This is a genomic window from Frigoribacterium sp. Leaf164 (genome assembly GCF_001423665.1).
GTDB lineage: Bacteria > Actinomycetota > Actinomycetes > Actinomycetales > Microbacteriaceae > Frigoribacterium > Frigoribacterium endophyticum.
The window spans coordinates 713,563-727,087 of record NZ_LMOX01000003.1 but is presented as its reverse complement, the minus strand read 5'-3'; the positions used below and the strand labels follow the sequence as shown (position 1 = coordinate 727,087).

At 74.9% G+C, this 13,525-nt stretch carries 16 protein-coding genes; 6 read left to right on the top strand and 10 right to left on the bottom strand.

The window, feature by feature from the left end; genetic code table 11:
• Nucleotide 1 precedes the first annotated feature (1 nt).
• Nucleotides 2-970, bottom strand: coding sequence for a DMT family transporter (locus ASF82_RS11360; RefSeq protein ID WP_056057085.1), 969 nt, complete (start codon nucleotides 968-970; stop codon nucleotides 2-4).
• A gap of 33 nt (nucleotides 971-1,003) precedes the next feature.
• Here ASF82_RS11360 and ASF82_RS11355 point away from each other — a divergent pair, with 33 nt between their 5' ends.
• On the top strand, nucleotides 1,004-1,627 hold the full coding sequence (locus tag ASF82_RS11355; RefSeq protein ID WP_056057083.1) for a TetR/AcrR family transcriptional regulator: 624 nt from the start codon (nucleotides 1,004-1,006) through the stop codon (nucleotides 1,625-1,627).
• Between the two features lie 9 nt (nucleotides 1,628-1,636).
• Here ASF82_RS11355 and ASF82_RS11350 read toward each other — a convergent pair whose 3' ends face one another.
• The 6 genes from ASF82_RS11350 to ASF82_RS11325 form a co-directional block, all read right to left on the bottom strand.
• Nucleotides 1,637-2,668, bottom strand: a complete 1,032-nt coding sequence (locus ASF82_RS11350; RefSeq protein WP_056057082.1) for a DUF418 domain-containing protein — start codon at nucleotides 2,666-2,668, stop codon at nucleotides 1,637-1,639.
• Complete coding sequence (locus tag ASF82_RS11345) at nucleotides 2,665-3,726, bottom strand: glycosyltransferase family 4 protein (RefSeq protein WP_056057080.1); 1,062 nt, start codon at nucleotides 3,724-3,726, stop codon at nucleotides 2,665-2,667. Before ASF82_RS11345 ends, ASF82_RS11350 begins: the two co-directional genes overlap by 4 nt.
• Before the next feature lie 137 nt (nucleotides 3,727-3,863).
• Complete coding sequence (locus ASF82_RS11340) at nucleotides 3,864-4,085, bottom strand: hypothetical protein (protein ID WP_056057078.1); 222 nt, start codon at nucleotides 4,083-4,085, stop codon at nucleotides 3,864-3,866.
• Between the two features lie 137 nt (nucleotides 4,086-4,222).
• Nucleotides 4,223-5,362, bottom strand: coding sequence for a hypothetical protein (locus ASF82_RS11335; RefSeq protein ID WP_056057076.1), 1,140 nt, complete (start codon nucleotides 5,360-5,362; stop codon nucleotides 4,223-4,225).
• 35 nt (nucleotides 5,363-5,397) lie between these two features.
• Nucleotides 5,398-6,231 (bottom strand): mycothiol synthase, encoded by an 834-nt coding sequence (gene mshD / locus ASF82_RS11330; RefSeq protein ID WP_056057074.1) that lies wholly within the window; start codon nucleotides 6,229-6,231, stop codon nucleotides 5,398-5,400.
• Entirely contained in the window at nucleotides 6,228-6,908 is a 681-nt protein-coding gene (locus ASF82_RS11325) for a winged helix-turn-helix domain-containing protein (RefSeq protein ID WP_056057071.1), read from the bottom strand. The genes mshD and ASF82_RS11325 overlap by 4 nt, the downstream gene beginning before the upstream one ends.
• A 109-nt stretch (nucleotides 6,909-7,017) precedes the next feature.
• Here ASF82_RS11325 and ASF82_RS11320 point away from each other — a divergent pair, with 109 nt between their 5' ends.
• The 4 genes from ASF82_RS11320 (at nucleotide 7,018) to ASF82_RS11305 (ending at nucleotide 10,466) form a co-directional block, all read left to right on the top strand.
• Nucleotides 7,018-7,311: a hypothetical protein gene (locus tag ASF82_RS11320; RefSeq protein ID WP_056057069.1), complete on the top strand. Its 294-nt coding sequence runs from the start codon at nucleotides 7,018-7,020 to the stop codon at nucleotides 7,309-7,311.
• A gap of 208 nt (nucleotides 7,312-7,519) precedes the next feature.
• Nucleotides 7,520-8,155 carry an FABP family protein gene (locus tag ASF82_RS11315; protein ID WP_056057068.1) on the top strand — a complete coding sequence of 212 codons (636 nt, stop codon included), beginning with the start codon at nucleotides 7,520-7,522 and terminating at the stop codon, nucleotides 8,153-8,155.
• Between the two features lie 55 nt (nucleotides 8,156-8,210).
• Nucleotides 8,211-9,344, top strand: a complete 1,134-nt coding sequence (locus ASF82_RS11310) for a folate-binding protein YgfZ (RefSeq protein ID WP_056059022.1) — start codon at nucleotides 8,211-8,213, stop codon at nucleotides 9,342-9,344.
• 9 nt (nucleotides 9,345-9,353) lie between these two features.
• A complete protein-coding gene (locus ASF82_RS11305; RefSeq protein WP_156370106.1) occupies nucleotides 9,354-10,466 on the top strand; it encodes an aromatic acid exporter family protein in 1,113 nt (370 codons plus the stop codon).
• 16 nt (nucleotides 10,467-10,482) lie between these two features.
• On the opposite strand, the gene ASF82_RS11300 is transcribed toward ASF82_RS11305, so the two are convergent.
• On the bottom strand, nucleotides 10,483-11,259 hold the full coding sequence (locus tag ASF82_RS11300; protein WP_056057063.1) for a class I SAM-dependent methyltransferase: 777 nt from the start codon (nucleotides 11,257-11,259) through the stop codon (nucleotides 10,483-10,485).
• A gap of 45 nt (nucleotides 11,260-11,304) precedes the next feature.
• Here ASF82_RS11300 and ASF82_RS11295 point away from each other — a divergent pair, with 45 nt between their 5' ends.
• Nucleotides 11,305-12,057: a phosphoglyceromutase gene (locus ASF82_RS11295; RefSeq protein WP_056057060.1), complete on the top strand. Its 753-nt coding sequence runs from the start codon at nucleotides 11,305-11,307 to the stop codon at nucleotides 12,055-12,057.
• A gap of 90 nt (nucleotides 12,058-12,147) precedes the next feature.
• Here ASF82_RS11295 and ASF82_RS11290 read toward each other — a convergent pair whose 3' ends face one another.
• Nucleotides 12,148-12,681 (bottom strand): AAA family ATPase, encoded by a 534-nt coding sequence (locus ASF82_RS11290; RefSeq protein ID WP_056057058.1) that lies wholly within the window; start codon nucleotides 12,679-12,681, stop codon nucleotides 12,148-12,150.
• Between the two features lie 22 nt (nucleotides 12,682-12,703).
• Nucleotides 12,704-13,357: a phosphate signaling complex protein PhoU gene (gene phoU, locus ASF82_RS11285; protein WP_056057055.1), complete on the bottom strand. Its 654-nt coding sequence runs from the start codon at nucleotides 13,355-13,357 to the stop codon at nucleotides 12,704-12,706.
• Nucleotides 13,358-13,525 lie beyond the last annotated feature (168 nt).

Here is a 13,525-nt window from a genome sequence, read left to right as displayed (position 1 = left end):
GTCACCGACGGTGAACGGCAGGTGACGGAGGCGCGGGGCGGGCACCGGGGGAGGGCTCCTCGGGTGCTGCCCCGCGCCTCCCGCGCTCCCCGCCCAGCACGAGGGCGCTGCCCGCCGCGCTGAGGGCGAAGCCCCCGAGCGTGGCGAGCGAGAACGGCTCGCCGAGCAGGAGGGCGCCGGTCAGCGCCGTCGTCGGCGCGACCAGGAAGAGGAGCGCGTTGACGGCCGTCACGCCGAGGCGCCGCAGCAGCCACCAGTACAGGCCGTAGGCGGCGAGGGTCGGCAGGGCCGCGGCGAGGAGGGCGGCCAGCCAGAACGCGGCGTCGAGGGGCGGCCGTAAGGTGCCGGTGGCGACGGCGAGCGCGACGAGGGCGAGCGCCGTGACGGAGACGTGCAGGGTCAGGGTGGTCAGCACGGGGAGGCGGACGGGCGCCCGCCGCTCGACGAGCGTGCCGGCGACCAGGCAGGCCATCGCCAGGGCGGGCAGCGCGTACGCCGTCGGGGCGGCGGAGGAGGCCCCCAGCTGCGAGCCGACGACCAGCACGACGCCGAGCGCTCCGAGCGCGAGCCCCGCCCACTGCCCGCCGCGCACCCGGAGCCCGAGCAGCGGGCCGACGAGCGTCGCGACGACGAGCGGCTGCACCGCGTCGACGAGCGCCGTCGTGCCCGTCGCCACCCCGGCGGCCACGGCCGCGTAGACGAAGACGCAGTAGCCGAACTGAGCCAGGAGCCCGACGACGGCCTGCTGCCCGAGGTCGCCGCGGGTGACGCCGCGCAGGCCGCCCCGGAGGCCGGTGACGACGAGCAGCACGAGGGCGAGCGGGGCGAACCGCCAGACCAGGAGGGTCGTCGCCGGCACGTCGACGGTCGCGAGGGCGGCGAGCGTGAAGCCTGAGCTCCAGGCCAGGACGAACGCGGCCGCCCCGCCGACCACGACGAGGCCACTCGGTACACCGATCTGTTTACTCATGGCCTCGACTATACACATCGGTATAGTCGAGGCATGGTCGATCTCGACAGCCCCGTCGGCAGCCTCGCCGTCCCCGCCCTGCCCGCGCTCACGCCGGGGGCCCGTCGCGTGCTCGACGCCGCCTCCGACCTCTTCTACGACCAGGGCATCCACGCGGTCGGCGTCGACACCGTCGCCGAGGCGGCCGGGGTCACGAAGAAGACGCTCTACGACCGCTTCGGCTCGAAGGAGGCGCTGGTCGTGTCGTACCTCCGCCACCGCGACGCCCGGTGGCGGGAGCACCTCGCGGCCCACCTGGCGCGGGTGCCTGAGCCCGGGGTCGCGCGGGTCCTCGCCGTGTTCGACGCCGCCGTCGACTGGTCGCGGCAGCACGGCGGCAAGGGCTGCAGCGCCATCAACGCGCGGGCGGAGGTCGGCGACGGGCACGACGGCAACGCCGTCTTCCCCGAGGCGGCGCGGCAGAAGGGCTGGCTGCTCACGCTCTTCGCCGAGCTCTGCCGCGAGGCGGGGCTCGCCCGCCCCGACGACCTGGCCCGGACGCTCATGCTCGTGCACGAGGGGGCGATCGTCACGGTCGGGATGGAGACCTTCGACCAGCCCCTCGAGCACGCCCGCACCGTCGCGCGCTCGCTGCTGGAGGCGACGCCGCGAGCGTGACGGCCCGCGTCAGAGCACTCCTCCCCGGAACGGCGCTCGTCGACGCCACGTGACGGTGCGCCACGCCCACTCGACGGGGCCGTAGCGGAAGTGCCGGAGCCAGGCCCTGCTGGCGACGGACTGCAGGGTCAGGACGACCACCGCCGCGACGACGGCGGGCAGCGGCGAGGTCATGCGCGTCCAGTCGAGGGCGGGCACGCCCGCCACGAGGGCGACGACGACGACCGAGGCGCCCACGTAGTTCGACAGGGCCATCCGGCCGAGGGGCTCGAAGGCCGCTGCGACGACCACCCGCGCCCGCGTGGACCACAGCAGGGTCAGCGCCGCCGTGTACGTGACGGCCAGGGCCAGCCCGGCGACGCCTCCCGCGGTCGTGAAGCGGGGGTCGCCGGGCTGGGTTGTCTGCCACGCGACCGCGGCCGCGCTCGCGGCGGCGGCGACCCCCAGTGTCGCCGCGACCGGCCTGCCGCCGCGCTCGAGGGCGCGGGGGAGGCCCCAGGAGGCGGCGGCGGCCCCCAGCAGCACCAGGCCGGGCAGCGACGCCAGCCCGCCGCCGAACAGGGCGTAGGCCGCGACGGTGCCGACGGTGCCCAGCGCCAGGGTCAGCCACCGGGGCGCCCAGAGCACGACCGGGAGCGCGAGCAGCCCGACGACCGCGTACTCGCGCAGGACCTCGCCGGGGTAGACGAGTGCGTGCAGGCAGCCGATGCCCAGGAGGGCGAGGAGGCGGAGGCCGACCGGCAGCCACGGGGCCGTGCCGCGGCGCCGCGCCGAGTCGACGACGAGCTGGAGGCTGAGGCCGAAGAGGACGACGAAGATCGGGACGAAGCGGGTCTGCACGGCGAACTCGAGCAGGGTCTGCGTGGTGCTCGCGGGGGCGTCGGCGTCGAACGGCACCGCGCTGCCCAGCCGGGTGATGTCGGGGACGTTGACGAGGAGGATCCCGCAGAGGGCGAACCCCCGCAGGCTGTCCACCAGCCGCCACCGGGTGGAGGCGGGGGTGCCGTCGACGGGGGACGGAGCGGTGCGGGTCGTGGTCATCGTCGGCGCCCCTCGGCCAGCAGGCGGTCGTAGACGGCGAGGTACTCGCCCGTCATGCGGGTCACGTGCGCGCGCTCGAGGCCGCGGCGGGCGCGCCCGCCGAGCTCGGCGCGGGCCGTCTCGTCGCCGAGCAGGTGGTCGAGGGCCCGGGCCAGGGCGTCGACGTCGCCGGAGGGGAAGACCAGGCCGGCCGCGCCGTGGTCGACGGCCTCCGGCAGGCCGTCGGCCGAGCTGACGACGCAGGCGAGGCCCGCCTCGCGCTGCTCGCCCACGACGAGGGGGAACGGGTCGCGGCGCGACGCCGTCACCGCGATGTCGGCGCCGTACAGGTGGGGCCGTGGGTCGGCGACCGAGCCGACCGTGTGCACGCGGTCTCTCCACGGGGCGCCGGCCGCCGCCTCCAGCGTGTCGGGCTCGTCGACGTTGCCGACGAACCAGAGCTGGGCGTCGGGGTGCGCCTCCGCGACCCGGCCGAACGCCGCGACGAGCACGTCGGAGCCCTTGCGGCGCGTCACCGAGCCGACGGCGACGACGGCGGGGTGCCCGAGGTCGGCGGCCGCCGGGCGCCCGGGGCGCCGGGGGCTGCCGATCGTCGCGTTCGTGACGGTGCAGGTCTTCCGGCGCGCGAGGGGCCGGCGCTGCATGGCACGCTCCACGGCCCCGCTCACGCAGACGACGGCGTCGGAGAGGCCCATGACGCCGACGCCCCGCTGGAACTCGTTGTGGACCGTCGCCACCGACGGCACCCGGGGGGCGGCCACGGAGGCGAGCACGGCGGGCGTGAGGGTGTGCGAGTGGACGACGTCGGGGTCGAGGCGGCGGAGCAGGCCCCGGACGCGACGGAGGGTGGCGGGCAGCTGGCGGGGGGCCCGGCGGCTGAAGTCGACCTCCGCCGTCGAGACGCCGTGGGCGTGGAGCAGGTCGTACCAGTCGCCTCCTGCCGAGACGACCCAGACCTCGTGCCCCTGGGCGGCCTGCGTCGTGGCGAGGTCGACGACGACGTTGACGATGCCGTTGGCGGTGTTCGACATGGAGTCGGTCAGGTGGACGATCCGCATGGGGCCCCTCGGTCGGTCACCCGATCGGGACGTCGGGCAGAACTGAGATCGAAGATATCACATGTCGAGAACAGAATAAGGGGACGACGAACGCCCCCGCGATTTCACGGGGGCGTTCGGCACAGCTCGAGCTGGTGCTACTTCTTCTCCTCGAGCTTCAGCGCGAGGCCGAGCCCGAAGAACGTGGGCGCCCAGTGACCGATGAAGATGCCCCAGCGGTCGGACTGGGCCTTGTCGTTCGAGTCCTTGCCCTGCGACGCGAGCCAGGCCACGAGGGCGATGACGATGGAGGCGAAGCCGCCCCAGTAGGCGTGCTTGCTCTGGACTCCGAGGTCGGAGAGGAAACGGACGGGGTTCATGGTGTTCTCCTGCAGCTCGTGGGGATCGTGCGGTCCCCACAATCCACTCCGTCGCGCTGGGAGCCAGGTGGCAGCCCGGAGGCCGGGCCGGAGTAGCTCCCGGCGGCCCCGACCACGTACCCCGATGTACCCCGGCCCTAGAGGAAGGGGCCGGCCTCGAACGCGGCGCCCTCGGGAGTCACGTCCGTGACGACCCCGGCCACGCGGACGGGCACGGGCGAGACCGAGCCGAAGGTGCCCGTCGCCCCCGACGCGTCGCGGGCGTCGGCGCTGTAGGAGGCGGCGCCCTCGGTCACCGAGGTGACGTCCCAGCCGGTGCCGTCCCACGCGCCCACGTCGTACGTCGGGGCCGTCTCGAGGGTCCACTTCTGGTTCGAGAGCTCGTAGCCGCCGTCGCCGTTGAGCAGGGCGAAGCTGCACCCGTCGGGGCGGGGGTCGGGGCTGCCGACGCAGCCGGAGACCCAGCCGTCGACCGCCGCCCGGGCCGAGGCCTCGCCCGCCTCGGTCAGCTCGGCCACGAGGACGGCCGGGGTGCCGCGGCTGCCCGCGCCCGAGGCCGTGCCGGTCGCGGCGGGTGCGCCCCAGAGCTCGCCCCCGCCGCCGAGCTCGACGTCGTAGCTGCCCGGCAGCGCACGCAGCTCCACCGTGGCCGAGTCGCCTCGCGGCAGCTCGGCGCCGGCGACCGAGACGGTGGCGGACGACGGCGCCCCGACCTGGACGGTCAGCGTCCCGAGCTCCACCGGCTGCAGCTCCCACCGCGGGAAGACCAGGAGGTCGCGGCCGTCGCTCACGAGGGCGAACGACTGCTGCCACCGGGGGCCCGCCTCGCCGCCCTGCTGCACCGTCGCCTCCACCGTGGCCGACTCGCCGTCGACGACCGCCGGGGCGACGTCGAAGTCGCTCACCCGGTCGCTCGCGGCGGCGTAGGCCTCGTCGGTGAGGAGGACGTCGTCGTCGCCGACCTCCGTGCCGTCGAGGGTGAAGGCACGCTCGGCGTCGCCCTGCTGGAGGGCCTCGAGGTACGCCGCCACGGCGGCCTCGGGGCGGTGCGACGCCGCCGTCCGCCCGACCCCGACGGCGGCTGCCGCCGCGAGCAGGAAGAGCAGCACCCCCGCGCCGATCAGCACGAGCCGACGACGACGGCGCCGCGGCGCCGCGGGGGAGCCCGCGACCCCGGCGGCTCCCTCGGCCCGGTCTGCCCCCTCGGCCCCGTCGGCCCGCCCGGCCTGCCCGCCGTCGCGCGGCTCGTCCGCCGGCGTCCCCTGTGTCTCGCTCATGTCTCTCCCCCTGGAGTCGTCCTGACCGGGCGGCGTCAGCGCCGCAGGGTCCACTGCACGTCGACCGCGTGGTCGACGAATCCCCGGCCGGCGTAGAGCCTCAGGGCCGGCTCGTTGTCGCCCTCGACGTAGAGGGCCGCCGTGTCGGCGCCGCGCTCGGCGAGGCGGGCGAAGCCGGCGTCGACCACCGCGCCTCCCAGCCCCTCGCCCTGGTGGTCGGGGCTCACCGCGACGGCGTAGAACTCGCCGGGCTGGCCCGCCTCGAGCTTGAGCCAGCACGACGCGAGCAGCTCGTCGCCCCGCCACAGCAGGAGCAGGTCGCCCGCGTCGAACCACGCCTCGGCGCGGCGGGCGTCGAGGTCGGCCTGGTCGATCGAGCCCTGCTCGGGGTGGCTCGCGAAGGCGCGGGCGTTGAGGTCGAGCCAGGCCGCGTCGTCGGTGCCCGGACGGAACGCGGCGACGCGGTCGCCCTCGCGGAGGCGCGGGGTGCGCGGGGCCACCGGCGCGCGCTGCTGCAGCAGGCGTCGGGTCTCGTCGAGCCCGAAGCGGGCGGCGAGCACGCGGGAGCCCGGGTGGTCGCCGTGGGCCCAGAACGCGGTGGGGCCGGTCGTCTCGTCGAGGACCCTCTGCACGAGCAGGGCGCCGAGGCCCTCGCGACGGTGATCGGGGTGCACGACCAGCTCGACCTCGGTGCCGGCCGGGCCGTCGTCGCCGCCGCCGACGGAGCGCAGCACCGCGGCCGCGTGCGGCGCCTCGACGACGCGGGCCTCGCCCGAGCGCACCTCGACGAGCGCCTGGTCGTTGACCGGCGGGCTGCCGTCGACCGCCTGGGCCGCGCGGGCGAGCGCCTCGACGTCGGCGGGGGTCACGCGCCCGGCCCCGGCAGGTCGTCGTCGTACACGTTGAAGCGGTAGCCGACGTTGCGCACCGTGCCGATCAGCGACTCGAGGTCGCCGAGCTTGGCGCGGAGGCGCCGCACGTGCACGTCGACCGTGCGGGTGCCGCCGAAGTAGTCGTAGCCCCACACCTCGCTGAGCAGCTGCTCGCGCGTGAAGACGCGGGAGGGGTGCGTCGCGAAGAAGCGGAGCAGCTCGAACTCCTTGAACGTGAGGTCGAGCGGGCGGCCGTGCACCTTGGCCGAGTAGCTCGCCTCGTCGATGACGACGCCCGAGGCGTGGATCTTCGAGCCGGTCTGCGACTGCGCCAGCCGCCCCGTCACGAGGCGGATGCGGGCGTCGACCTCGGCGGGGCCGGCCGTCTCGAGGATGACGTCGTCGACGCCCCACTCGGAGTTGACCGCCGTGAGGCCCCCCTCGGTGAGCACGAGCACGAGGGGCACCGTGACGCCCGTGGTGCGGAGGATCTTGCAGAGCGACTTGGCGCTGGCGAGGTCGGCCCGGGCGTCGACGAAGATGAGGTCGCTCGAGGGCGCGTTCACCAGCTGTGCGGGTTCGGCCGGGATCTGCCGGGTACGGTGGCTGAGGAGAGCCAGAGCCGGGAGCACGTCAGGGCTGCCCGCAGAGGTCAAGACCAACAGCTGCGCCACACGGACCTCCAGTGAATGTATGGTCGGCAGTCTAAAACACGAGTGATGCCCGGCTCGACCACGTGTCGAGGCCCCCCCGGGGCTCGGGCCACGAACGGAGAACCGCGCAGTGACCACCCCGGCCGTCCCGCCCACCAGCCGCCGCGTGCGACTCAAGCCCCTGACCGTGGTGCCCGTGTGGGCCTTCACGCTGATCGTCGCGGTCGTCGTCTCGGTCGCCGCCCCCGGCGACGACTTCTACGTGTGGCTGCCGCTCGTGCTGGCCACGAGCATCATCCTGAGCTTCGTGCTGCAGCTCGCCGCCAGCGAGAAGGACGGCCTGGTCTCGCGCTGCGTCCTCACGCTCTGCGGCAGCCTCGTCATCCTCGCCGTCGCGACGGGCGTGCTCGCGCTCGTCCACTGAGCCCCGTGCCCAGCCCGCCGCTGGGCAGCCCCTGGGCACCGCCTCCCGCCCCTCCCGCCGACGGTGCCGCGCGGGTAGTCTTGCGGCATGGATTCCTTGCTCGCCCTCGAGATGTTCTACGTGGGGCTCCTCGCCCTCGCGTCGCTGGCCATCGCCTTCGTCTCCGTCGTCGTCCTCGTCAAGCTCTTCAAGGGCCAGCGCTAGACCCGTGATCGACATCCCCACCGACCTCCCGGCGGAGCTCGTCCCGCTGTCCTGGCTCATCGGCGTGTGGGAGGGCACGGGCGTGGTCGACTACAAGATCGGCGAGGGCGACCCCGACGCCCCTGTCGACGGCGCGCCCCCGGCCGTCCGTCGCACGCACGAGTTCGGCCAGCGCGTCAGCTTCAGCCACGACGGCCTGCCCTACCTCAACTACAGCTCGTTCAGCTGGCTGCTCGACGACGAGCGCACGCCCCTGGCGAGCGAGACCGGCTACTGGCGCCTCGAGCGCCCCGCCGAGGTGGGCGACCGCGGGCCCGGCATGCTGCCCGGCCAGGGCGTCGCGCCGTTCCGGTCGGCGCAGACCGTCGAGATCCTCCGCCGCCCCGACGACGGGTTCGGCCTCGAGGTGCAGCTCGTGCACCCCACGGGCGTCAACGAGCTCTACCTCGGCCGCGTCAAGGGCCCGCGCATCGACCTGTCGACCGACGCCGTGCTCCGCTCGAGCAACGCGAAGGAGTACTCGGCCGCCACGCGCATGTACGGCCTCGTCGAGAACCACCTGCTCTGGGCCTGGGACATCGCGGCCCTCGGCCAGGAGCTCCGTACCCACGCCTCCGGGCGCCTGGCCCGCGTTGACTGACGCCCCGGCCGCCGGAGTCGCGGGGGCGCCGCCCGCCGACCCCGCCCTCGTCGTCGTGTCGCCGTTCGCGGCGCGCGACGGCTTCGTCGACGACGGCAGCGGGGTCGCCGCGCACTACGGCAACCCCCTCACCGAGCAGCGGGCGCTCGTCCGCGGCGCCGCGGTCGTCGACCTCTCCGACCGGGGCGTGCTCACCGTCAGCGGCCCCGACCGCCTCAGCTGGCTGAACTCGCTCACGAGCCAGGCCCTGCTCGGGCTCGAGCCCGGCCGGTCGACCGAGACCCTCCTGCTCGACGCCAACGGCCGGCTCGAGCACGCCGCGCGGGTCGTCGACGACGGCGAGACCACCTGGCTGCTCGTCGACCGCGTCGAGGCGGAGCCCCTGCGCGCCTGGCTCGACCGGATGCGGTTCATGCTGCGGGTCGAGGTCGCCGACCGCTCGGCCGACGTCGCGACGATCGGCGCCCTGGCCGAGGTCGAGCTGCCCGTCCCGGTGCTCGCGCCCGCCGGCGTGCCCGTCGTGTGGGTCGACCCCTGGCGCGAGGTCGCCCCCGGCGGCCACGGCTACGCCGACGCCGAGACGCACCCCGGCCGTGACTGGAGCTACCGCGAGGTGCTCGTGGACCGGGCCGACCTCGCGGCCCTCGCGGCGTCCGACCTGCCCGCCGCCGGCACCCTCGCCCTCGAGGCCCTGCGCATCGAGGCGTGGCGCCCGCGCCTCTCGACCGAGGTCGACGAGCGCAGCATCCCGCACGAGCTCGACTGGCTCCGTTCCGCGGTCCACCTGGCCAAGGGCTGCTACCGCGGTCAGGAGACCGTCGCCAAGGTGCACAACATCGGGCACCCGCCGCGGCGCCTGGTGATGCTGCACCTCGACGGCTCCGACACCGTGCTGCCCGCCCCCGGCGACCCCGTCGTCACCGCGGCGGCCGTCGCCGAGGCGACCGCCGCCGGCACCCCGCTCGCCGACCTGGCCCCCGTGGGCCGCGTCACGAGCTCCGCCGTCCACCACGAGCTCGGCCCCGTCGCGCTCGCCGTGGTCAAGCGCACCACCGACGAGACCGCGCCCCTCGCGGTGCTCTCGGCCGACATCGTCGTCGCCGCCGCTCCGCAGACGATCGTGCCGGCCTCCGCGGGCGCCGCCGCCGGGGTGCCCCGGCTGCCGCGCCTGGGAGCCGTCCGCCGCTAGGCGGCCCGGGTGGCGACCCGGCAGCCGGGTGCCGTCCGGCGGGCGGCTTCGCGCGCCTCCCGCGGCTTCGACCCCCGGGCGGCGACCCGTCGCACGGTGACGTCGATGCCGGCGATCGTGCAGATCGTCGTGGCCGCCAGCGCGTCGTACGCGATCACGCACCTGGGGCTCGGCCACGCGGTGCCGCTGCTCGCCGTCACGATCACGATCTCGTCGCTCGGCCTGGCCCGCGACGCCCGGCCCCGCGTCGTGCTCGAGAACGCGGTCGGCGTGCTGATCGGCATCGCCCTCAGCGAGGTCATGCTGCTCGTGCTCGGCAAGGGCCTCTGGCAGGTCGCGGCCGTGCTGCTGGTGGTGCTCGCGGTCGCGCGCTTCGCCTCGCCGAGCAGCGCCTTCGCCGCGGCGGCCGCCACCCAGTCGATGCTCGTCATGCTGCTGCCCGACCCGGAGGGCGGCCCCTTCGTGCGGAGCGTCGACGGCGCGGTCGGCGGGCTCGTCGCCCTCGCGGTGACGGCGATCGTGCCCCGCGACCCGGTCGGGCTGGCGAGGGCCGACGCCCGGGCCCTCTTCGCCGAGGTGGGGGCGGCCTTCGAGGCGCTCGTCGTCGCGCTCCGCACCGACGACGTCCGCCGGGCCGACGAGGCGCTCCGGCGCCTGAGGTCGACGCAGCCGCTGCTCGACGACTGGGCGTCGACGCTCGAGTCGGCCGTCTCGATCTCGCGTCTCTCGCCCTTCCTGAGGTCGCGCCTCCCGCACCTCCGTCAGCAGCAGTCGCTGCGGCTCCACGTCGACCTCGCGGTGCGCAACCTCCGGGTGATCGCCCGTCGGGTCGACACGTCGCTCGGCGACGGGCGCGACCGGCTCGGCCTCGCCGACCTCGTCGAGAGCACCGGCCGCGCGGTCGTCGTGCTCGGCGGGTCGGTCGACGACGTCGAGCGGCTGCCCGCGGCGAGGGAGGCCCTCAGCGCGGTCGGCCGCCGCCTCGACCCGGCCGTCGTCGCGCCGGGGGCCCCGGTCACCGAGGCGATCGTGGTGCTGATGATGCGCCCGCTCGTCATCGACCTGCTGATGGCCACGGGCCTGCCGCACGACGAGGCTCGCCGCCGGCTCGCCGTCGTCTGACCTCGGCCCCGCGGGCTCAGGGGCGGGGCGCCACCGCGCTCCAGGGCAGGGTCAGCTCGCCGAGCCGCCAGCGGGTCCGGCCGTGCCGCACGGGCCAGCCGGCGGCCCGCAGGCCCTCCACCGTCGCGATCCAGCGCTGCACCGGTCCGTAGACCGAGAGCGGGGCCGCGATCGCCCACTGCCGGTCGAGGTCGACCAGCAGGTCGTGCACGCGCTCGCCCGGCACGTTGCGGTGGATGAGCGCCTTGGGCAGCCGCTCGGCGACGACCGACGGGGCCTCGAGCGAGGCGAGGTGCAGCGCGACCGTGAACGTCTGCGGCCCCGCCTCGGTGACGTCGACCCAGCTCGCGACGCGGCCGACCTCGTTGCAGGTGCCCTCGACGAGCACCCCGCCGGGCTGCAGCCGCGACGTCATCAGCCGCCACGACGCGTCGACCTGCGACTCGTCGTACTGCCGCAGCACGTTCAGGGCCCGGATCACGGCCGGGCGCCGCCCGCCGTCGAGCGGCACCTCGAAGCCTCCGAGCCGGAAGCTCACGCCGGGCCGCGCCGAGAGCGACGCGAGCCGCACCCGCTCCGGGTCGATCTCGATGCCGACCACCTCGACGTCGGGCCGGACCTTCCGGAGGCGCTGGTGCAGCTCCAGGGGAGTGGTCGCGCTGGCCCCGTAGCCGAGGTCGACGACCAACGGGTCGTCGGCACGGCGCAGCACGGGGTGCGCGGCGATCCACCGGTCGACGCGGCGGAGCCGGTTGGTGCCGGTCGTGCCGCGCGTGATCGATCCGATGGGCATGGCTCCGAGTCTGACAGCCCGGGGCGTCGGCGATACGCTGGAGGCATGACTTCGACGCTCATCCTCCTCCGTCACGGCAACAGCGAGTGGAACCAGGCGAACCTCTTCACGGGGTGGGTCGACGTGCGCCTCAGCGAGCAGGGCCGCGCCGAGGCGAAGCGCGCCGGCGAGCTCCTCGTCGAGCACCAGATGCAGCCCGACATCCTGTACACGTCGCGCCTCACCCGCGCCATCCAGACCGCCGACATCGCCCTCGAGGAGGCCGACCGCCTCTGGATCGACGTGAAGCGCTCGTGGCGGCTCAACGAGCGCCACTACGGCGCCCTCCAGGGCAAGGACAAGGCGCAGACCCTCGAGCAGTACGGCCCCGAGCAGTTCCAGACCTGGCGTCGGTCGTTCGACGTGCCGCCGCCGCCCCTCGACGACGACAGCGAGTTCTCGCAGGCGCACGACGTCCGCTACGCCGAGCTCGGCGTCGACGCCCCGCGCACCGAGTCGCTCGCCCTCGTGATCGAGCGCATGATCCCCTACTGGGAGAGCGACATCACCGCGAGCCTCGCCGAGGGCAAGGTCGTGCTGGTCACCGCCCACGGCAACTCGCTGCGCGCGCTCGTGAAGCACCTCGACGGCATCAGCGACGACGAGATCTCCGAGCTCAACATCCCCACCGGCATCCCGCTCGTCTACGAGCTCGACGACGACTTCCGCCCCACCGGCCCCGGCCGCTACCTCGACCCGCAGGCCGCCGCCGCCGGTGCGGCCGCCGTCGCGGCGCAGGGGGAGAAAAAGGGCCTGTAGGCGCGACCTCGCCACCGGAGCCCGCCCCCGCCGTCGTGCGGGGGCGGGCTCCGTCGTGTCACACGCCAAGCGTGTCACACGCAGTGCCCGTCACACGAAGTGCGCGCTGATCTCCATCACGAGGGAGTCGACGTCGACCTCGCCGCTCGTGTCGACGCGCACGACCGGCCACGCGCCGAGCGGCCCCGCGCCCTCGACCCGGTCGGCCCAGCCGGCGGCCAGCTCGTCGGCCGTGCCGTGCACGGGGTGACGGCCGCCGCCCTCGACGCGGGCCGCCGAGCGAGCGAGCGCGAGCTCGGGAGCCACCTCGCACCACACCTCGAGCACGCGGGGCGAGCCGGCCTGCTCGACGCCGGCGCGCACGCCGTCGAGGTCGTCGTCGGGCCGCCAGCCCGCGTCGACCACGACGCCGGCCTCGACCTCGCCGGCCATCGCCCAGACGGCGTCCACGGCGATGCGCCGCACCGCCTGTGGGGCGATCATCGGCCCGGCCAGGTCGGCCAGCGCCTCCTGCACGGGGTCGACCGCGAGCAGGGGGCAGCCGAGCACGCCGGCCAGCGTGGCCGAGACGGTGGTCTTGCCCGAGCCGGGCAGACCGTTGACGAGGATCGCGACAGAAGCCATCCCCCCATCATCCCGCAGCGGGTCAGACCTCGGCGGCCACCCAGTCGCCGGTCGCGAGGTACTGGACCTTCTTGGCGATGGAGACCGCGTGGTCGGCGAAGCGCTCGTGGTAGCGCGACGCGAGGGTCGAGTCGACGGTGTCGACCGCCGCGCCCTTCCAGGTCTCGCCGAGCACCTTGTCGAAGACGCTGAGGTGCAGCTCGTCGATGCGGTCGTCGTCGTTGCGGATCTCCTCCGCGAGGCGGACGTCCTCCGTCGTGAGCAGCTCGGTGAGCTTCTTCGCGATGGCGACGTCGAGGCGGCCGAGCTCCTGGAACGTCGGGCGCAGCGACTTCGGCACGACCTTCTCGGGGAAGCGGTACCGGGCGAGCTGGGCGATGTGCTCGGCCATGTCGCCCATGCGCTCGAGCGACGCGCTGATGCGCAGGGCGCTGACCACGATGCGGAGGTCGCGGGCGACGGGGTTCTGGCGGGCCAGGATGTCGATGGCGAGCTCGTCGAGGGCGATCGCGCGCTCGTCGATGCGGTCGTCGTCGGCGATGACCTTCTCGGCCAGCGTCACGTCGGAGTCGTTGAAGGCCGTGGTGGCGTTCTCGATCGAGACGGCGACGAGGCCCGCGATCTCGACGAGGCGCTCCTGCACCTCTTGCAGTTCCTGCTGGAATACCTCGCGCATGGGAGTCTGGGCCTCTCGTCGTTCCGGGGGTGTCCGGGTCTCGGGGCGACCGCCCCGTGCTGTGCCGGCGGAGCCGCCCGCACAGTCCCGTCGACTCTCACGGGTGGAGGTTAACGGTCGGTGACGGGAGGCCCAACAGTGCCCAAAGTACAGCGCTCCGGCTGGCTC

Coding starts and splice junctions, on each gene's coding strand:
- ASF82_RS11360 (WP_056057085.1), bottom strand. CDS start 970: ATGAGTAAACAGATCGGTGTACCGAGTGGCCTCGTCGTGGTCGGCGGG.
- ASF82_RS11355 (WP_056057083.1), top strand. CDS start 1,004: ATGGTCGATCTCGACAGCCCCGTCGGCAGCCTCGCCGTCCCCGCCCTG.
- ASF82_RS11350 (WP_056057082.1), bottom strand. CDS start 2,668: ATGACCACGACCCGCACCGCTCCGTCCCCCGTCGACGGCACCCCCGCC.
- ASF82_RS11345 (WP_056057080.1), bottom strand. CDS start 3,726: ATGCGGATCGTCCACCTGACCGACTCCATGTCGAACACCGCCAACGGC.
- ASF82_RS11340 (WP_056057078.1), bottom strand. CDS start 4,085: ATGAACCCCGTCCGTTTCCTCTCCGACCTCGGAGTCCAGAGCAAGCAC.
- ASF82_RS11335 (WP_056057076.1), bottom strand. CDS start 5,362: ATGAGCGAGACACAGGGGACGCCGGCGGACGAGCCGCGCGACGGCGGG.
- ASF82_RS11300 (WP_056057063.1), bottom strand. CDS start 11,259: ATGCCCATCGGATCGATCACGCGCGGCACGACCGGCACCAACCGGCTC.
- ASF82_RS11295 (WP_056057060.1), top strand. CDS start 11,305: ATGACTTCGACGCTCATCCTCCTCCGTCACGGCAACAGCGAGTGGAAC.
- ASF82_RS11290 (WP_056057058.1), bottom strand. CDS start 12,681: ATGGCTTCTGTCGCGATCCTCGTCAACGGTCTGCCCGGCTCGGGCAAG.
- phoU (WP_056057055.1), bottom strand. CDS start 13,357: ATGCGCGAGGTATTCCAGCAGGAACTGCAAGAGGTGCAGGAGCGCCTC.